The organism is Mycobacterium sp. SMC-13 (assembly GCF_045311035.1).
Lineage (GTDB): Bacteria > Actinomycetota > Actinomycetes > Mycobacteriales > Mycobacteriaceae > Mycobacterium.
Genome location: NZ_JBJIAI010000018.1, coordinates 101,653 through 118,764, shown reverse-complemented (window position 1 = coordinate 118,764; position 17,112 = coordinate 101,653). Strand labels below are relative to the sequence as shown.

The following is a 17,112-nucleotide window of genomic DNA, read 5'->3' as shown; positions in this document are numbered from 1 at the left end:
CCATACCCGACCCACCCGGGTCACAGCCCAACGTAACGCTCATCAATACGAAGTAACTGCAACTACGAACTTAAGGAAACCCATGGCCAAGAATCGCGTGTTCGTCGTCGGTGTCGGCATGACCAAATTCGAGAAGCCCGGCAGCCGCGAGGGCTGGGACTACCCGCAGATGGCCAACGAGTCCGGCAACAAGGCCCTGGCCGACGCCGGCATCTCGTATGACCAGGTGGAGCAGGGTTACGTCGGCTACTGCTCCGGCGACTCGACCTCGGGCCAGCGCGCCCTGTACGAGCTGGGCATGACGGGCATCCCGATCGTCAACGTCAACAACAACTGTTCGACGGGGTCGACGGCGCTTTACCTTGCCGCACAGGCGATCCGCGGCGGCCTCGCCGACTGCACCATCGCGCTGGGCTTCGAGAAGATGCAGCCGGGTTCGCTCCAGGCGGGTGCGCAGGACCGCGAATCGCCGCTAGGGCGGCACGTCAAGGCCCTGGCCGAGATCGACGAGTTCGCCTTCCCCGTGGCGCCGTGGATGTTCGGCGCGGCCGGCCGTGAGCACATGAAGAAATATGGAAGCACTGCAGAGCATTTTGCAAAAATCGGCTACAAGAACCACAAGCATTCGGTCAACAACCCGTATGCGCAGTTCCAGGACGAGTACACGCTCGACGACATCCTGGCCGCCAAGATGATCTCCGACCCGCTGACCAAGCTGCAGTGCTCGCCCACCTCCGACGGGTCGGGCGCGGCGATTCTCGCCAGCGAGGCGTTCGTCGACAAGCACGGGCTGGCGTCGCAGGCCGTCGAGATCGTCGGCCAGGCCATGACCACCGACTTCGCCTCGACGTTCGACGGCAGCGCCGCCAACATCATCGGCTACGACATGAATGTCCAAGCCGCCCAGAAGGTTTACGACCAGTCGGGCCTGGGCCCCGAAGACTTCCAGGTCATCGAGCTGCACGACTGCTTCTCCGCCAACGAGCTGCTGTTGTACGAAGCCCTGGGCCTGTGCGGCGAGGGTGAGGCGCCGAGCCTGATCGACAACAACGACACCACCTACGGCGGCCGCTGGGTGGTCAACCCGTCGGGCGGCCTGATCTCCAAGGGTCACCCGCTGGGTGCGACGGGTCTGGCCCAGTGCTCCGAGCTGACGTGGCAGCTGCGCGGCACCGCCGACAAGCGTCAGGTCGACGGTGTCACCGCGGCGTTGCAGCACAACATCGGTCTCGGCGGTGCCGCCGTCGTGACGGCCTACCAGCGCGCCGAGCGCTAGTCACCTCCCCCGCGAGCTGGGGGGTACCCCTTCTGCCGAGCCGGGGCACCCCCAGCTTGCGAGCAGACGTAAAACTGTCGTTTTCGCTTCGAAAACGACAGTTTTACGTCTGCTCGCCGAACTAGCTAGCCGTCGAACATGGCATCGACGAGGCGGCGCAGTACCTGACGGGTCTCACGACGCGTCTTCTTCGGGTCGTCCGCGGTGGCGATGAGCATGGCCGCCTCGTCGAGGGCACCGATCAGCACATGCGCCAGCGCCCGCACCGGCTGACGGACCAGCTGGCCGGCTTTCATGGCCTCACTGAGCAACTGCTCCGTCATGCCCAGGCTGTAGCGCTGGGCGACGTCACGGAAGCCCGCCCAACCCAGGACACTCGGGGCGTCGAGCAACACCAGCTGGCGCACCTCCGGGTCGCCGGAGACTTCCAGCCAGGCATCGACCGCGGCGCGAACGGCATCGGCCGGTGACGTCGCCCCCGATGCCGCCACCATCGCCCCCATCCGGGCCATCACGTCCTGTTCCACCACCTCCACCACAGCGAGGAAAAGCGCTGCCTTGTCGGCGAATTGGTGATACATCGCGCCCCGGGTCACGCCCGCGGTCGTCGCGATCTCCGGCGTGCCCACCTCGGCATAACCACGCTCGCCCCACAGTCGCCGCGCAGCGACGATCAACGCTTCGCGGGTAGCCGCGGAGCGCTCCTCCTGAGTACGCCTCTTGTTTTCCATACACCCTGTTGGTAAGTTGCGGACAGCCTGTTTGTAAATGAGTATCGAGCTAGGAGTCGTCCATGTCGATCATCGAGATTAACGCCGGAACCATCCATTTCGAGGAATTCGGGCCGAAGGACGGCAGGCCTGTCGTCTTCGTGCACGGATACATGATGGGCGGCCAACTGTGGCGTGGGGTCGCCGCGCGCCTGGCCGAACGCGGCCTGCGGTGCATAGCCCCCACCTGGCCGCTCGGCGCGCATCCCGAAGCGCTGCGCCCGGGCGCCGACCGGAGCATCCACGGCGTCGCGCGCATCGTCGCCGACACCCTGGCCGCATTGGACCTCCACGACGTCGTCATCGTCGGCAACGACACCGGCGGTGTGGTCACGCAGCTGGTCGCCGTCCACCACCCGGACCGCATCGGCGCCATGGTGCTGACGAGTTGCGATGCGTTCGAACACTTTCCGCCACCGATCCTCGAGCCGCTGATCCTGGCGTCGCGTTCCAAGGCGCTGTTCCGGGCGGGCTCGCAGGTGTTCCGGGTCCCGTTGGTCCGCAAGCGCGCGTACGCCGGGCTGGCATACGCGGACTTCGACGCCCTGACCCGGGAGTGGGTACACAACACACAGTCCAAACCCGCCGTCGCCGAAGATCTCCGCGTGTTCACCAGCTCCCTGCGCACCGAGGTCACCACCGGAGTCGCAGCGCGGCTGCACGAATTCGACAAGCCGACGCTCGTCGCCTGGTCGGCTGACGACGAGTTGTTCGAGATCGGCGACGGCGAGAAGCTGGCGCAGATCATCCCGAACGCCCGCCTCGAAATCATCGACGGCGCAAAGACATTCTCGATGCTCGACCGCCCGGACCGCCTCGCCGACCTGATGTCGACCGTCGCGGTGCGCGCCTAGCTCGCGAGAGAACTAGATGGTGACGACGTCGTAGGCGCCGTCGGCGTACCGGGCGCGGATGGTCTTCTTGTCGTACTTGCCGACGCTGGTGCGGGGCACCTGGTCGATGAACGTCCACCGCTCCGGCAGCCACCAGCGAACCACCTTGTCCGACAGGAACTCTCGCAGTTCATCAGGTGTCGCCGAAGCGCCCTCGTGCAGCACGACGGCGACCAGCGGGCGTTCCTGCCAGCGCTCGTCGGGCACCGCGACCACGGCGGCTTCCAGCACCGCGGGGTGCGCGATCAGGTGGTTCTCCAACTCGACCGACGAAATCCATTCACCACCGGACTTGATGACGTCCTTGGCCCGGTCGGTGAGGGTGACGAACCCGCAGTCGTCGATGCGCCCAACGTCGCCCGTACGCAGCCAGCCGCTGTCGAACTTGCTCGAGTCGTACCCCAGGTAGTAGCTGCCGGTGATCCACGGTCCGCGAATCTCGATCTCCCCCACCGCTTCACCGTCGTGGGGCAGCGGGGCGCCGGCGTCGTCGACGATCCGGATCTCGACACCGCACAACGCCCGCCCGGCGGTCGCCCGGCTCTTCCAGTACCCATCCTCGGACGCGCCCGGGAAGGGCTTGGCGGTCGTGGCCAGCGGCGAGGTTTCGGTCATCCCCCAGGCCTGGCGGATGTGGACGCCGTACCGCTCCTGGAAGATGCGCATCATCGACAACGGCACGGCCGAGCCGCCGCAGCCCACGATCCGCAACGACGAAATGTCGTGTCCTGGATTCTTTTCCAGGCAGTTCATCACGTCGTTCCAGATGGTCGGAACCGCGCCGGCGATGGTCGGGCGATGCGTCTCGATGAGGTCGATGAGCGATGCGCCATCGAGGAACCGGTCCGGCATCACCAGGTCGGCACCGGCCATCAGCGCGGCGTACGGCAGCCCCCAGGCGTTGGCGTGGAACATCGGCACGATGGGCAGCGTCACGTCCTCGCTGCCGACGTCCAGCGCATTGCTGGTGCACGTCGCCATGGCGTGCAGGAAGCTCGAACGGTGGCTGTAGACAACACCTTTCGGATTTCCGGTGGTGCCGCTCGTGTAACACATCGCGGCCGCGGACCGCTCGTCGATCTCCGGCCAGTCGAAGTCGTCGGGCTGGGCGGCCAGCAGCTCGTCGTACCGCAGTACGGTCTTGCCGGCGCACTCCAGCGGCGCCAAATCGCCGGCACCGATGGCGATCACCGTGTGCACCGTCTTCATCTGCGGCAGCACCGGAGCCAATTGTGCGGTCAACGAGAGATCCGCGATGACGACGGAGTCCTCTGCCTCATTGGCGATATAGGCGATCTGCTCCGGGGACAACCGGATGTTGAGGGTGTGCAGCACCGCGCCCATCGACGGAATGGCCAGGTAGGCCACCGTGTGTTCGGCGTTGTTCCACATGAACGTGGCCACCCGCTGGTCTCCGGTGATGCCGAGCCCGCGCAGCGCATTGGCCAGCTGCGCGGATTGCCGGCCGACTTCGCCATAGGTCATGGTGCGGTACTGGCCGCCGCCGAGCGCCGTGGTGACGGTTCGGCGATAATTCTGGCCAGTCGCGTGCCGCATGATCGTGGCGATGGTGAGCGGGGCGTCCTGCATCGTACTGAGCATCGTGAATTTCGCCTCTGGGTTGCTGCCGCTGGGATGTCGAGATGCTAGCCGACCCTGCGAGGTAGGAGGATGATTAGCGTTGGTACGACAGGAGAAAATCATGCGCAGGAATTGGACGTTCGCCGCGGCGACAGTCGGCGGGGTGGCCACGATGCTGGCGCCGGCCGGATTGGCCGCTGCCGAATCGGCGCAAGACACGATCAACCGGCTGCAATCCGAGGGCTATGTGGTGACGATCGACAAGCTCGGGACGGCGCCGGTGTCCGAGTGCACGGTGACCAGCGTGCGCAACCCGCAGCAGACGACGCAGTTGGTGCCGTGGGTCGGCCCCGGCCTGGGCCGCAACAGCAATTCCATCCTGCTGCCACAAACCAGCCGGACCATTTCGGTGTCGCTCGACTGCACGGGTACGCACTAGGTCCCCCGGACACCAAAACGCCCCCGCCGGCCGGCGGGGGCGTTTTTCTTTGGACTGTCTACACGGTCGCGGGCTCCAGCGCGCGCACCTCGTTCATCGTGACGGACTTGGTCGCCATGAACTGCGAGTAGAGCAGCGGCTTGGGGGCCTCGACGGCGACCGCGGTGACGTCACCGACGACATCCGCCACGTACAGGCGCGAGCCGTCACGGCTGACGGTGACGCAGGACGGCTGGACATCGGCCGCGATGGTGTCGACCACCGCGTTGGTCTGGGTGCAGAACACCGAGACGCGGTCGTAGTCGACGACGTAAGCGCGGGTGCCGTCGGCGCCGAGCACCAGCTGGGTCGGGGCGTCGCCGACGGGGAAGCGACCGGTCACGCGGCCGGCGGCCAGGTCGACTACGTGAACCTCACCGCGCGCGGTCAGGTCCGAGGTCAGCACGTAGGCGGTGTTGTCGGGGCCGAGCGCCAGGCTGCGGATCGGGGCACCGATGACGATGGTGTTCCGGATGCGCGCGGTCTCGGTGTCGACGACGACCAGCTGGCTGCCCATCTCGTCGGTGGTGGCGACGTACAGCCGGCGACCGGTGTGGTCGACCGCGAGGGCGTCGATGCTGATGGCGGCGCCGGTGGCGATCTCGATGGTGCCGACGCGGTCGGCGGTGATGTCGATGACGGCGACGTCGATGTAGGTGTCGCCGGCGCGGCCCGCGAACACGCGCTTGCCGTCGGGGCTGACGGCCAGGGCGCTCACGCCCGAGGCCAGCGGGTAGGCGGCCAGCTCGGCGCCGGTGGCGACGTCGATGACGGCGACGCCGTCGAACTCGGCACCGGACACGGCGACGTACGCCCGGTCAGCGGTGGCGACGACCGCGAACGGCTCACCGTCGACGGCGATGTCGCGGATGCTGCGGGTGCGCGGCTCGATCAGCGACACCATGTTGTCGGCGTAGCTGGTAGCGACCAACTGCCCCGCGCTCTCGGCGATGTCGGCGATGGTGCCGCGGCCAACCTGCGCGATGTCCATGGTTCCGCGCAGCGCCTGGGCGCCTGCCCGCTTCGCTTTTGCACGAGCGTTATTATTTGCCACGATCTTCGGTACCTCCGCCAGCGCGGCAACGCGCCGGTAGTCGATTGCCCGTCCGGGTGCGCCCGGATGAGCGCTGCTTTCAAGAAGTGTAGTGATCCCCACCGACATTCCGGACGGCTTCAGCGACGCCTCGTCACGAATTGATCAGAAGCTCTTAGGAGTTACTTATGTTGTGAATTGTTATGCACTTGTTATCAATGGCGATCGATGCTCCCACCTGCGTAAACAACGTCTGAATTCAAATTGAGCAAACATAGGCCCGCCTCATTCCTGAGGGTTTCCAAGCAGGGTTTCCCGGCATTCCCTGGCAAAGTGAGCGAAACATCACACCGCGACACGAACGCATAGAATCTCATCCGCCTCACCCGCACGATAGAACCCAGGTTCCACTTCTGTTCATCAAGATCGCAACAGCGTCGAGGCCCGCCTGAGCGGGCCTCGAGATTCGCTGTTATCGACGAATTCACATTTTGTTCATGATGTGAGGGCGGTCACACCGGCGTTGCCGGACGGGTGCTCGACACTCGAGTCGAGCATCGTCAGTTCGTCGAACGGATCGGCGCCGTGCAACACGGCCGCGGCCTTTGCCCGGTCGAGTGTCCCGGTCCACGATCCGATCAGCACCGTGGCGACGGCGTTACCCGAGAAGTTGGTGACGGCCCGCGCCTCCGACATGAACCGGTCGATGCCGACGATCAGCCCGACGCCGTCCAGCAGGTCCGGCCGGTGGCTCTGCAGGCCGCCGGCCAGCGTCGCCAGACCCGCGCCCGTGACGCCGGCAGCACCCTTGGAGGCGACGATCATGAAGGCCAGCAGCGCCAACTGCTCCCCGATCGCCATCGGCCGCCCCATGGCGTCGGCGATGAACAGCGCCGCCATGGTCAGGTAGATCGCGGTCCCGTCGAGGTTGAACGAGTAGCCGGTCGGCACCACGACGCCGACGGTGCTGCGGTCCACGCCCAGGTGCTCCATCTTGGCGATCAGCCGAGGCAGCGCCGACTCCGACGACGAGGTCGAGAAGATCAGCAGGTACTCGCGGGCCAGGTAGCGGACCAGCCGGAAGATCGACATCCGGGTCACCGACCACAGCAGCACCCCGAGCACACCGAAGACGAAGACGACGCAGGTCACGTAGAACCCGAGCATCAGGGTCAGCAGCTGGGTGACGGCGCGCCACCCCGTCTGGCCCACGACGCCGGCCATGGCACCGAACGCGCCGATCGGCGCCAGCCACAGGATCATGATCAGCACGCGGAACACCAGCTTCTGCAGGTGCTGGACGCCCCGCAGGATGGGTTCGCCGGCTGTACCCATGGCCTGGACCGCGAAGCCGACGAGCAGGGCGATGAACAGGGCCTGCAACACGTTTCCGCTGGTCAGTGCCGACAGCAGGGTCTCCGGGATGATGTGCGAGACGAAGTCCATGAGACCGCCGGCCTCGTGCGCCTTCTGGGCCAGTTTCGCGCCCTGACCGGTCGCCTGTGCCGACAGGTGCAGGCCCGATCCCGGGCTCAGCAGGTTGCCGACGACCAGGCCGATCGCCAGCGCCACCGTCGACATGGCGAGGAAGTAGCCGAGCGAGAGGCCGCCGATCTTGCCGACCGTCGCGGCTTTGCGCACCGACCCGATGCCCAGCACGATCGTGCAGAAGATGACCGGGGTGATCATCATCTTGATCAGGTTGACGAACAGGGTGCCGAGGACCGCGATGTCCTTGCCCACCCCGGGTGCGATCAGGCCGACGGCCACACCGCCGACGACGGCGACGAGCACGGCGATGTACAGCCAATGGGTGCGGTCGCGACGGGGCGCTTGATCAGTCATGTCGGGCAGTCCTCCGGCCTCGTTGTCGAAAACTTCTGCAAGGATGTTTGTCCAGAACGTGAGGCACGTCACGCATATGTTCATTTCGTTCACGGAAGTTCACGCGGGGACGCGGGAGCAGGCGGATTACAGAAGGACGCAGTGATGCGCAGTTGGCCGGCCGCGCCGCGCTGGTCCCTGGCCGGCCAGATCGTCGCGCTGCAGATCGCGATCATCATCGTGGTGGTGGCGGCCGGTAGCGCCCTGGCCGTGGTGCAGTCCCGCCGCACCAACGATGCCGCGGCCAAACAGCTGCTCACCGGCATCGTCACGGCACTGGCCGACGCGCCGTCGACGGCTGCCGCCATCCGGGCGGGCAACGCCACGGAAGTCCTGCAGCCGGTCACCGAAACCGTTCGGGCCCAGACCGGCATCGCCTTCATCACCGTCATGGCGCCCGACGGGACCCGGTTCACCCACACCGACCCGCGTCAGATCGGCGGCCACTACCTGGGCACCATGGAGCAGGCCCTGAAAGGCCGGACGCACACCGAGTTCTACACCGGGACCCTGGGCCGGTCGGTGCGCACCATCACCCCGGTGCGGGACAGCTCCGGGCAGGTGCTCGGTCTGGTCGCCGCCGGCATCACCGAGACCACGCTGACCGCGCAGTGGCGCCATCAGATCCCGATGATCGTGGCGATCGGCCTTGCCGCCCTTGCCCTTTCGCTACTCGGCGCGTGGCTCATCCGGCGCCGGCTGCTCCGTCAGACCCACGGGCTGCGGCCGGACCAGTTGCGGGTGATGTACGAACACCACGACGCCGTCCTGCATTCGGTGTCCGAAGGCCTGCTGGTGTTGGAGAACGGGCGCGTGGCGCTGGCCAACGACGAGGCGCGCCGGCTGCTCGCCCTGCCGCCGGGCGCGGTGTCGAGGTCCGATCTGCCGGACTTCCTGCGCGCGGCCGATCCCGGGGTGCGCGACGAGGTCCACGTAACCGACGACCGAGTGCTGGTGGTCAGCCGGTCACCGGTGTCCGGCGCCTCGGGTTCGGAAGTCGTGACGATCCGGGACCGCACCGAATTGCAAAGCACCCTGGGCGAACTCAGCTCGTTGAAGGTCCTCACCGACTCGCTGCGGGCACAGGCGCACGAAGCGGCGAACAAGCTGCACACGGTGATCACCATGGTCGAGATGGGCCGCCCGTCCGACGCCGTGACCTTCGCCACCGACGAACTGGAGCTGTCCCAGCGACTCGTCGACCGGCTGTCGAGCGAGGTCCGCGAACCCGCCCTCGTGGCACTGCTGCTGGGCAAGAACGCGCAGGCCCACGAACGCGGTATCGAGTTCACCGTCACCGCGGACTCGCAATTACCTTCCGACACTTCACAACTACCGTTGAGTGGTCCGGAAATGGTGACGGTGCTGGGCAACCTGATCGACAACGCGATGGACGCGTGCGATCGTGACGAGCCGTGGGTCGAGGTGACGGTGCGGTGGGAGCCGGGCGCCGACCTACTGATGCGCGTGGCCGACAGCGGCACCGGCATGGACCCGGCGACATTCGAAAACGCCATGCGCCGTGGCTATTCGACGAAATCGGCGCCCGGGCACGGACTCGGGCTCGCCTTGGTGGCGCAGGTGGTCAAGCGGCACGGGGGCACGCTGTCGTCCGATGTCAGCTACGGTTCGGTGGTGTCGGTGACGATCCCGGCGGCAGTCGCGTGACCACCGTACTGATCGTCGACGACGATCCCCTGATCGCCGAAGCCCACCGCACGTATGTCGAACGGCTGGAAGGTTTTTCCGTCGCGGCGGTGGCCCACACCGCGCGCGAGGCCATCCAGGCCGCGACGCGGGCGACCACGACCGACGCGCCCATCGACCTGGTCCTGCTGGACCTCGGACTGCCCGATGCCAGCGGCATCAGCCTGGCGTCGGCGCTGTCCGGGCTGCGGCCCGCTCCGGACATCATCGCCATCACCTCCGAGCGCGATCTGGAGATGGTGCGCGCGGCCGTCGCGCACGGGGCGTTGGCGTATCTGTTGAAGCCGTTCACCTTCGCGGCGTTCCGTGATCGGCTGGAGCGCTACGCACGGTACCGGACAGCGCTCCCGGCCGGAGTCGACGCGGCCAGTCAGGCCGAGGTGGACCGCGCCCTCGCCGAATTACGCACCGGCGCAGACAAATCCGCGGCCCCGAAAGGTGCGGCGACACTGACCAACGACGACATCGCCCGCGCCGTTCGGGACAGTCCCGACGGCCTGACGGCCGACGAGGCCGCCAAGGCGGTCGGGGTGGCCAGGGTGACCGCGTGGCGCTATCTGGAGCGCCTGGCCGACGACGGAACCGTCACGCGCCGAAGCGAATACGGCGGCACAGGCCGGCCCAAGACCCGCTACCTGTGGCGTTGACTTCGCCGGGTGTGACAGCATCGGATCATGAGTCGCGACGACGATCCAGAAGCCCGCATCCGCGAGCTCGAGCGCGCGATGAACGACCGGCCCCGGGCGTCGGAGTTGACCGAGCCCGGCCAGCAGTGGCACCCGCCCACACCGGTGGCAGGGCAGCCGTACGCCGCCCAGTACCACCGGCCCCAAAAGACCTGGCCGCCGCAACCGTTGCCGCCGGGGGTGCCGAGCACCGCGGCACGCCGCATGATCCTGGGCGTCGTCGTCCTCGCCGTCATCGTCGGCCCGGTGGTGGCCGCGATCATCTTCGTCACCAACTTGACCGGCAAGAAACACACGACGTTTCTCCCACCTTCCCCTGGCCGCCAGCCCAGCGTCTCGGTCGCCGTCCCGACCCCGCCGCAACCGGGCGACGAATCGTCGGTGGTCGTCAACGGCACCACGGTGATGTCGGGCCCCGGTCTCGTCGAATTGCCGCCGCAGTCCGACGATCCCAACCGGCCCATTCAGGTCGCGGGGGTGCGCGGCCACCGCACCGTGGCGTGCAACGACCGCAAGATCACCATCAGCGGGGTGTCCAACAGCGTCACCATCACCGGGCACTGCTCGACCGTCGAGGTCTCCGGCATAGAGAACACCGTGACCGTCGACTCCGCCGACAAGATCGTCACGTCTGGCATGGACAACCACGTGACGTACCACTCGGGAAATCCGGAAGTTCCTGATCCGGGTCGGTCCAACACCGTCAGCCGGGGCTGAACCGGCTGCGTCAATTTCCCCCGAATCGGGGGACGACGGGTGCCCGCCGCGTCCATAATCTCGTTGCCATGGCGCACAACGGAAATGACGATTGGACCCAACCCGCAGCTCTGGCCATCCCGAAGGAGGGCTACTTCGAGCTCACGCGCGGTCGCTACGGGCCGGTCTTCCCACGTACCCCGGCGTGCTACGGCTTCAACATCATCGCCAAGGTGCTCGACGGCCATGAGCAGGCGATCCGCGACTACGGCAAGCAGCTCGAGGCCGCGGTCGCGGCGCAGCCCGACGTGCTGGCCCCGCTGAAGCTGCACTACCTGCGGTGGAACCTGTTCGACGTCGGTTCGGGCCTGCACTTCCAGTACCAGGGCATCTTCGACACCGACTTCGACAAGTACACCGAGGACGCCGTCAAGCTGTTCAGCTCGACGGGCATCACCACGGCGTTCACCCATCTGGAGGGCTTCCCGGCGGACTGGAAGACCAACCCCGAGGCGTTCATCATGTTCGTCCGCGAGCACCAGGTGCCGAGCTTCCTGGAGTACGGCGAATACCCGTATGTGACGGCGGTGGAGATCAAAAAGGCCCTGCGGCTCAAGGCCGCGTTCTCTGACATGTTGGACCAGATGCAGTGACAGCACTCGAGTTCGACGATATTCAGCACATCATGCTGACCGGGACACCGCACCTCACCGGTCGGTACGAGTTCCTGTCGTTCGACACCCCCGAGGCCGGGCAGGCCTGGCTGGCCGAGATGGTCCCGCTCGTGCAGTCGGCCAGCGATGTCCGCGAGACGGTCAACGTATTCAAGCGGTGGGTGAACCTGGCGTTCACCTGGAACGGCTTGCGTGCGTTGGGACTTGACGCGCAGACGCTTGCCACTTTCCCGGCCGAGTTCCGCGAAGGCATGGCCGCCCGCGCCGACATCCTGGGTGATACCGGCGCGGCCGCGCCGGAGCACTGGGTGGGCGGGCTCGCGGGTGACGACCTGCACGCCATCGTCATCCTGTTCGCGCGGGACGAGGAGGAGCGGGTGCGGTGCGTCGGCGAGCACGACGCGCTGTTGGCCCGGTGCCCCGGCGTGCGGTCGCTGTCGCATCTCGATCTGGCGGCCACGGCGCCGTTCGAGTACGACCACGATCACTTCGGCTACCGCGATCCGGTGTCACAACCGCAGATGGCCGGTTCCGGCGAGACGATGATCCCCGGCGCCGGTGGAGCGCTGGCCGCGGGCGAGTTTCTCCTCGGATATCCGGACGAGGAAGGACTGGTGGCGAATCAGCCTGCCCTCGAAGTGCTTTCCCGCAACGGCAGCTACATGGCATACCGCCGGTTGGAGGAGCATGTCGGGACCTTCCGCGACTATCTGAAGCAGCATGCCGAGGACGCCGAGGGCCAGGAGCTGCTGGCCGCCAAGTTCATGGGCAGGTGGCGCAGCGGCGCACCGCTGGTCCTGGCGCCCGAGCACGACGATCCGGAACTCGGCGCAGACCCGATGCGCAACAACGATTTCGACTACGCGACGATGGATCCGCACGGCTACAAGTGCCCGGTCGGCTCGCACGCACGTCGGCTCAACCCGCGCGACACCGAACCGAATCCCAATCGACGCAGGATGATCCGGCGCAGCGGCACCTACGGCCCGGCACTCCCTGAAGGCGCCGCCGACGACGGTGTCGAGCGCGGTGTGGGGATGTTCCTGATCTGCGCCAGCCTGGTGCGGCAATTCGAGTTCGCCCAGAACGTGTGGATCAACGACACCGCGTTCCAAGAGCTCGGCAACGAACACGACCCCATCTGCGGAACCCAGGACGGCACGCTCGACTTCACGATCCCGAAGCGACCGATCCGCAAGGTACACAAAGGATTACCGGCATTCACCACGCTGCGCGGCGGGGCATACTTCTTCCTGCCCGGCCTGACCGCACTGCGTTACCTGTCAACACTCGGACAGCAAGGAGCATCATGAGTTCATACGCCCGCACCTACAACCAGGCCCACATCACCCGTCCCCACAACGGCAACCGCCGCGTCAGCATCTACTGGTCGTGGAGCTACCCGTGGGAGGCCCAGCGGGACCCGGCGCTGCTGTACAACCGGTTCTCCACCATGACCGAGGTGCGCGCGGCGACGTGGCCGGCGTACGAAGGCGCCGAATACAGCGCGCGGGAGTTCCTGCAGGGCGTCGACGGCACGCTGGAGTTGTTCCACCGCTCCTCCCTGTCCTTTCAGGATGTGGCCGGTGCGGCGACCGGCCATCCCGTGGCGGTGTTCCAGCGTGTCGATCAGGCCGGCTACCGGCTGCCGATCGACGAACGCATCCTGAACGACACCGACACCCTGATGATCTTCGGACTGGACCACCTGCTCGGCGACGAGGAAGCCACCCCGGAAGAGGTGGCCGCGATCCAGCAGTGGCTGAAGCGCGAAGGCACGTGCCTGATGCTGGCCCCGCACCACGACGTCGGCTTCACCGACGACAAAGAGCAGCAGCAGATGGAGTACCTGCATCACGGTGACCCGCTGACGCCGCGCGTCCAGAATTTCAGCGGATTCGCGCGGTCGTTGCTGAAGGGGCTGAACATCCCGGTGCACAACACGTGGGGTCTGCGCCCGGCGACGGTCGAGGGCACCAAACAGATTGTGCCGCTCACCGCTTTCCGCGATCTGGATTCGGCAGGCCTGCTGCGCGACGTGACCACCCTGGCGCTGCACCCGCACCTGCCGCACTACCAGCTCACCGCCCCGGAGAGTGCCGATCTTCGGGTGCTGGGCCGCCAGTTGATCGACCAGACCCGGCCGCACCCGTTCACCCTGGCGGGCAACACCGAGTTCAACGCGCTGATCCACATGCCGCCGACCGGTGAGCGCGCCGGCGACATCGTGCTGGTCGACTCGACGCACTTCACCACCCTGTTCGGTGCCAGCGACAGCCTGAAGTCGTTCTGGCGCAACCTGGTGACGATGTGACGCTGACCGATCTGGCGGCGCGCGGTTCCAACATCGCCGTCGTCCTGTTCGTGGTGTCCAGCACCCTGGGTGTGGGGCTGAGCCTGACCCCGGCCCAGATTCTGGCGCCACTCAAGGACATTCGGGTGGTGAGCCTGACCCTGGTCGCCAATTTCGTTGCGGCGCCATTGGTTGCGCTCGCGCTGTGGCGGCTGCTCGACCTCGACGAGCCGCTGGGCGTGGGCCTGCTGCTGTGCGGCCTGGCCGCGGGCGCACCGTTCCTGATCAAGCTCGCCGAGTTCGCCAAGGCCGACACCGGGTTGAGTGTCGGCCTGATGGTGCTGCTGATGATCACGACAGTGGTCTATGTGCCGATCGTGCTGCCGATCTTCCTCAAGGGGTCGGCGGTCGATCCGCTCGCGATCGCGTCCTCGCTGGTGATTCTCATGCTGATCCCCTTGGCGATCGGGCTGTTCTGGCGCAAGCAGGCTGAGGCGTCGGCAGCGCGCGTCAGGCCGGCCATCGGGCTGCTGAGCACCGTCAGCATGGTGCTGGTGGTCGTCCTGACCATCGTCGCCAATTTCCGGGAGGTGCTGTCGGTGTACGGCACGCGGGGCATCCTGGCGGCCATCGTCTACACCGCAATCTGCGCCGGAATCGGCTGGGCCCTGGTGTTTTTCAGCTCGGCCGCGCGGCCCGTACTCGCGTTGGGTACCGCGCAACGCAATGCGGCGGCCGCCTTCGTGGTGGCCGGCCAGAACTTCGGCGATCCGCGCGTCACGGTGATGATCACGGTGGTGCTGATCGCCGAGTTCACGATGCTGATCCCGTTCGCCCGCTTCCTGGCCCGGAAGGCCTGACGGGTCAGGGCTGGTCGAGCAGACCGAGGCGCGCCGCCTCGGCGACGGCCTCGGCGCGCGACGACACCGACAGCTTGCGGTAGATCGCCTTGGCCTGACTCTTCACGGTCTCCCGCCCCAGGTGCAGTTCGCCGGCGATCTTCTGCAGCGACAGGTGGGTCGCCAGGTGCGGGAGCAGACGCAGCTCGGCCGCGGTCAGCGATGGCCGCGGCCCGTGCTGCGCGTGTGCGGCGAGCAATTCCCGAACGCGCGCCAACCGTAGGTGCACCGACGCCGCATCGGGCTCCCGCCGGGCGGCCAACAGCCCTGCGTCGAGATGCCGCCGGCAGAGTTCCGGGTCGTCGATCTCGAGGGCGGTGGCCGCCGTCAGCGCATGTCCCAGTGCCGCCGTGCGCGCCGCCAGGTCGCCCAGCCGGTCCAGCAGCCGTTCGGTGCCCCGCACCGCATCTCGCGCCCCGGCGACGTCGCCGCGGTGGCTGCGCACCAACCCGTCCACGGCGTACACCAAGATGATGGGCACCAGGTCGCACAGGTCGCGGGAGTCGACGATGCTGCGGGCCTGGGCGCTGCGCCGCGCCGCGGACTGCAGGGCCCCGTCGTCGAGGTCCAGCAGAGCCAGATGTGCCAGCGCCACGGCCCGGAAGCCGGGAAGGTCGTCGAGCACCGGGAGCGACGATTCCAGTGTCGTCCTGGCACTTTCGGCGTCCCCGGCCATCGACAGTGCACCGCCTTTGACGGAGGCGGCCGCACCCCACCACGGGTTCACGAGGTGGTTGCCCGCGGCGCAGACCGTGTCGGCATGCCGGACCACCTCGAGCACCCCGCCGATGCCGACGAGTGAACCGACCAGGGCGGCAGCAACTTTCACTGACGGGGCACCATCCGCCAAGGCCGCACCACCGTCCGCGGCAGCGGCCAGCAGCAGGGACCGCTGGATCAGGTCGGCGTCCCCCAGCGTCAGCCCGAACCAGGCCCGGGCGATCGCGGCATCAGGATGGTCGGCGAAGACGTGCTCGTCGAGCAGGCTCAGCCGGCGCTCCAAGATGCCTGCGCGGCCATCGAATCCGAGACGCACCGCATCGCGTTCCACCAGCGCCGCGGCGTGTGCCGGGTCATCGGCCGCCAGCGCCTGCAAGAGGGCGCCGTCGATATCGCCGGACCGCTCGAGATGCGCCGCCGCGCGGGACGCCAGGGCGCGGAACCGCTCCGGATCGCGATTGCGCAGCCGCGCACGGAGCAGGTCGGCGAACAGTCGGTGGTACCGGTACTCGATGCCCTGCTCATCGAGTGAGACCAGGAACAGGTTGCCGGAGGCATGGATCGCACTCAGCATGTCAGCTGAATCTTCGCGCTGGAGAACGCTGTTCAGGTCGTCGGCGGTGAAGTGGTCGAGCACCGCGGATTCCACGAGGAACACCTCGACGGCCGGGTCCAGCCGGCCCAGTACTTCTTCGACCAGATAGTCCGCGACCAGGCGGTGCCGTCCGGTGATCGCCTCGGCAGACGAACCGTCACGCAAGGCCATGGCCGCCATCACCACGCCTGCTGCCCAACCCTCGCAGCGGTCGACCACCAGGGCGGCCGTCGGGCCGGCCGGACCGCCGACCGAGCCGAGAGCCGATTCTGCCTCTGCCACCGAGAGTTTCAGCTGCTCGGTACTGACCTCGAGCACGCCGCCCTGCAGCCGGCGCCGCGCCAGATCGAGCGGCGGAGCGGTGCGGCCGATCAACGTCAGCGTCGTCGACTCCGGGGCGAGCTGGACCAGGGCACGCAGGGCCGACACCGCCGCCTCGTGCGTCAGCTCGTGAACATCGTCCAGCACCAACACGATCGGACCGGCGGACTCCAGCGCCGCGATCGCGGCGGGAACCAGTTGGGTATCGACAGCGCGGCCGGCGCCACGCAGGTACTGAAACGTCGCGGCATCGACCGAGGCGACCTGGTCCACCGCCGTCACCAGGTGCAGCAGCAGGTGGGCAGGGTCGTTGTCGAGATGGTCCAGCCGCACCCAGGCGAACCGCCGGGTATCGGCGTCGTCCCAGAGCGCCACCGCCGTGGTCTTGCCGTATCCGGCGGGCGCGGTGACCACCACCAGTTCGGCATCCGAACCGGACAGCAATCCGGTGATCGCCGGCCGCGCGATGACCGCACCACCCAGCCGGGGCGGGCCGTAGGTGGCCGTCGGGATCTGCGCTACCCAGCCGTCCCCTGCCACCCTGGCATCGTAGGTGCGTCGCCCGCGTCCACCCAACCACGCCATTTTTGACCACAGCGTCGAATA

Annotated in this window: 15 protein-coding genes; 10 read left to right on the top strand and 5 right to left on the bottom strand. The window is 67.3% G+C overall.

Going from position 1 to position 17,112, the window contains the following annotated elements:
* The first annotated feature begins 82 nt into the window (after positions 1 to 82).
* A complete protein-coding gene (locus ACJH6I_RS23230; RefSeq protein WP_406784554.1) occupies positions 83 to 1,276 on the top strand; it encodes a lipid-transfer protein in 1,194 nt (397 codons plus the stop codon).
* Positions 1,277 to 1,401: 125 nt separating this feature from the next.
* On the opposite strand, the gene ACJH6I_RS23225 is transcribed toward ACJH6I_RS23230, so the two are convergent.
* Positions 1,402 to 2,007 (bottom strand): TetR/AcrR family transcriptional regulator, encoded by a 606-nt coding sequence (locus ACJH6I_RS23225; protein WP_406784553.1) that lies wholly within the window; start codon positions 2,005 to 2,007, stop codon positions 1,402 to 1,404.
* A 62-nt stretch (positions 2,008 to 2,069) separates the two neighbouring features.
* On the opposite strand from ACJH6I_RS23225, the gene ACJH6I_RS23220 reads away from it, so the two are divergent.
* Entirely contained in the window at positions 2,070 to 2,900 is an 831-nt protein-coding gene (locus tag ACJH6I_RS23220; RefSeq protein WP_406784552.1) for an alpha/beta fold hydrolase, read from the top strand.
* Positions 2,901 to 2,912: 12 nt separating this feature from the next.
* On the opposite strand, the gene ACJH6I_RS23215 is transcribed toward ACJH6I_RS23220, so the two are convergent.
* Positions 2,913 to 4,541, bottom strand: coding sequence for a fatty acid--CoA ligase (locus tag ACJH6I_RS23215; protein ID WP_406784551.1), 1,629 nt, complete (start codon positions 4,539 to 4,541; stop codon positions 2,913 to 2,915).
* 100 nt (positions 4,542 to 4,641) lie between these two features.
* On the opposite strand from ACJH6I_RS23215, the gene ACJH6I_RS23210 reads away from it, so the two are divergent.
* Positions 4,642 to 4,959, top strand: a complete 318-nt coding sequence (locus tag ACJH6I_RS23210; protein WP_406784550.1) for a hypothetical protein — start codon at positions 4,642 to 4,644, stop codon at positions 4,957 to 4,959.
* 58 nt (positions 4,960 to 5,017) lie between these two features.
* Here ACJH6I_RS23210 and ACJH6I_RS23205 read toward each other — a convergent pair whose 3' ends face one another.
* On the bottom strand, positions 5,018 to 5,989 hold the full coding sequence (locus tag ACJH6I_RS23205) for a YncE family protein (protein WP_205848780.1): 972 nt from the start codon (positions 5,987 to 5,989) through the stop codon (positions 5,018 to 5,020).
* 537 nt (positions 5,990 to 6,526) lie between these two features.
* On the bottom strand, positions 6,527 to 7,876 hold the full coding sequence (locus tag ACJH6I_RS23200) for a cation:dicarboxylate symporter family transporter (RefSeq protein WP_212812784.1): 1,350 nt from the start codon (positions 7,874 to 7,876) through the stop codon (positions 6,527 to 6,529).
* A 144-nt stretch (positions 7,877 to 8,020) separates the two neighbouring features.
* Between ACJH6I_RS23200 and ACJH6I_RS23195 the strand changes: the two genes are divergently transcribed.
* The 7 genes from ACJH6I_RS23195 to ACJH6I_RS23165 all read left to right on the top strand — a co-directional run bounded on the left by ACJH6I_RS23195 (position 8,021) and on the right by ACJH6I_RS23165 (position 14,831).
* Positions 8,021 to 9,583, top strand: coding sequence for an ATP-binding protein (locus tag ACJH6I_RS23195; RefSeq protein WP_406784549.1), 1,563 nt, complete (start codon positions 8,021 to 8,023; stop codon positions 9,581 to 9,583).
* On the top strand, positions 9,580 to 10,269 hold the full coding sequence (locus ACJH6I_RS23190; protein WP_406776261.1) for a response regulator: 690 nt from the start codon (positions 9,580 to 9,582) through the stop codon (positions 10,267 to 10,269). Before ACJH6I_RS23195 ends, ACJH6I_RS23190 begins: the two co-directional genes overlap by 4 nt.
* A gap of 27 nt (positions 10,270 to 10,296) precedes the next feature.
* Positions 10,297 to 11,025: a DUF3060 domain-containing protein gene (locus ACJH6I_RS23185; protein WP_406784548.1), complete on the top strand. Its 729-nt coding sequence runs from the start codon at positions 10,297 to 10,299 to the stop codon at positions 11,023 to 11,025.
* A gap of 68 nt (positions 11,026 to 11,093) precedes the next feature.
* Positions 11,094 to 11,657, top strand: a complete 564-nt coding sequence (locus ACJH6I_RS23180) for a hypothetical protein (protein WP_061004407.1) — start codon at positions 11,094 to 11,096, stop codon at positions 11,655 to 11,657.
* 32 nt (positions 11,658 to 11,689) lie between these two features.
* On the top strand, positions 11,690 to 12,991 hold the full coding sequence (locus tag ACJH6I_RS23175; protein ID WP_133425677.1) for a peroxidase: 1,302 nt from the start codon (positions 11,690 to 11,692) through the stop codon (positions 12,989 to 12,991).
* On the top strand, positions 12,988 to 13,992 hold the full coding sequence (locus ACJH6I_RS23170; RefSeq protein WP_212812812.1) for a hypothetical protein: 1,005 nt from the start codon (positions 12,988 to 12,990) through the stop codon (positions 13,990 to 13,992). The genes ACJH6I_RS23175 and ACJH6I_RS23170 overlap by 4 nt, the downstream gene beginning before the upstream one ends.
* Positions 13,989 to 14,831: a bile acid:sodium symporter family protein gene (locus tag ACJH6I_RS23165; RefSeq protein ID WP_212812814.1), complete on the top strand. Its 843-nt coding sequence runs from the start codon at positions 13,989 to 13,991 to the stop codon at positions 14,829 to 14,831. Before ACJH6I_RS23170 ends, ACJH6I_RS23165 begins: the two co-directional genes overlap by 4 nt.
* Before the next feature lie 4 nt (positions 14,832 to 14,835).
* Here the strand turns inward: ACJH6I_RS23165 and ACJH6I_RS23160 are convergent, their stop codons facing one another.
* The gene (locus ACJH6I_RS23160; protein WP_244872652.1) at positions 14,836 to 17,046 is read right to left on the bottom strand and encodes an AAA family ATPase; all 2,211 of its coding nucleotides are present in this window, start codon (positions 17,044 to 17,046) and stop codon (positions 14,836 to 14,838) included.
* Positions 17,047 to 17,112: the final 66 nt, after the last annotated feature.

Excerpts from the sequence above, each read along its gene's own strand:
- ACJH6I_RS23220 (WP_406784552.1), top strand. The coding sequence starts at position 2,070 with ATGTCGATCATCGAGATTAACGCCGGAACCATCCATTTCGAGGAATTC.
- ACJH6I_RS23180 (WP_061004407.1), top strand. The coding sequence starts at position 11,094 with ATGGCGCACAACGGAAATGACGATTGGACCCAACCCGCAGCTCTGGCC.
- ACJH6I_RS23205 (WP_205848780.1), bottom strand. The coding sequence starts at position 5,989 with ATGGACATCGCGCAGGTTGGCCGCGGCACCATCGCCGACATCGCCGAG.
- ACJH6I_RS23175 (WP_133425677.1), top strand. The coding sequence starts at position 11,690 with ATGCTGACCGGGACACCGCACCTCACCGGTCGGTACGAGTTCCTGTCG.
- ACJH6I_RS23230 (WP_406784554.1), top strand. The coding sequence starts at position 83 with ATGGCCAAGAATCGCGTGTTCGTCGTCGGTGTCGGCATGACCAAATTC.
- ACJH6I_RS23185 (WP_406784548.1), top strand. The coding sequence starts at position 10,297 with ATGAGTCGCGACGACGATCCAGAAGCCCGCATCCGCGAGCTCGAGCGC.
- ACJH6I_RS23210 (WP_406784550.1), top strand. The coding sequence starts at position 4,642 with ATGCGCAGGAATTGGACGTTCGCCGCGGCGACAGTCGGCGGGGTGGCC.
- ACJH6I_RS23225 (WP_406784553.1), bottom strand. The coding sequence starts at position 2,007 with ATGGAAAACAAGAGGCGTACTCAGGAGGAGCGCTCCGCGGCTACCCGC.
- ACJH6I_RS23215 (WP_406784551.1), bottom strand. The coding sequence starts at position 4,541 with ATGCTCAGTACGATGCAGGACGCCCCGCTCACCATCGCCACGATCATG.
- ACJH6I_RS23195 (WP_406784549.1), top strand. The coding sequence starts at position 8,021 with ATGCGCAGTTGGCCGGCCGCGCCGCGCTGGTCCCTGGCCGGCCAGATC.
- ACJH6I_RS23200 (WP_212812784.1), bottom strand. The coding sequence starts at position 7,876 with ATGACTGATCAAGCGCCCCGTCGCGACCGCACCCATTGGCTGTACATC.
- ACJH6I_RS23170 (WP_212812812.1), top strand. The coding sequence starts at position 12,988 with ATGAGTTCATACGCCCGCACCTACAACCAGGCCCACATCACCCGTCCC.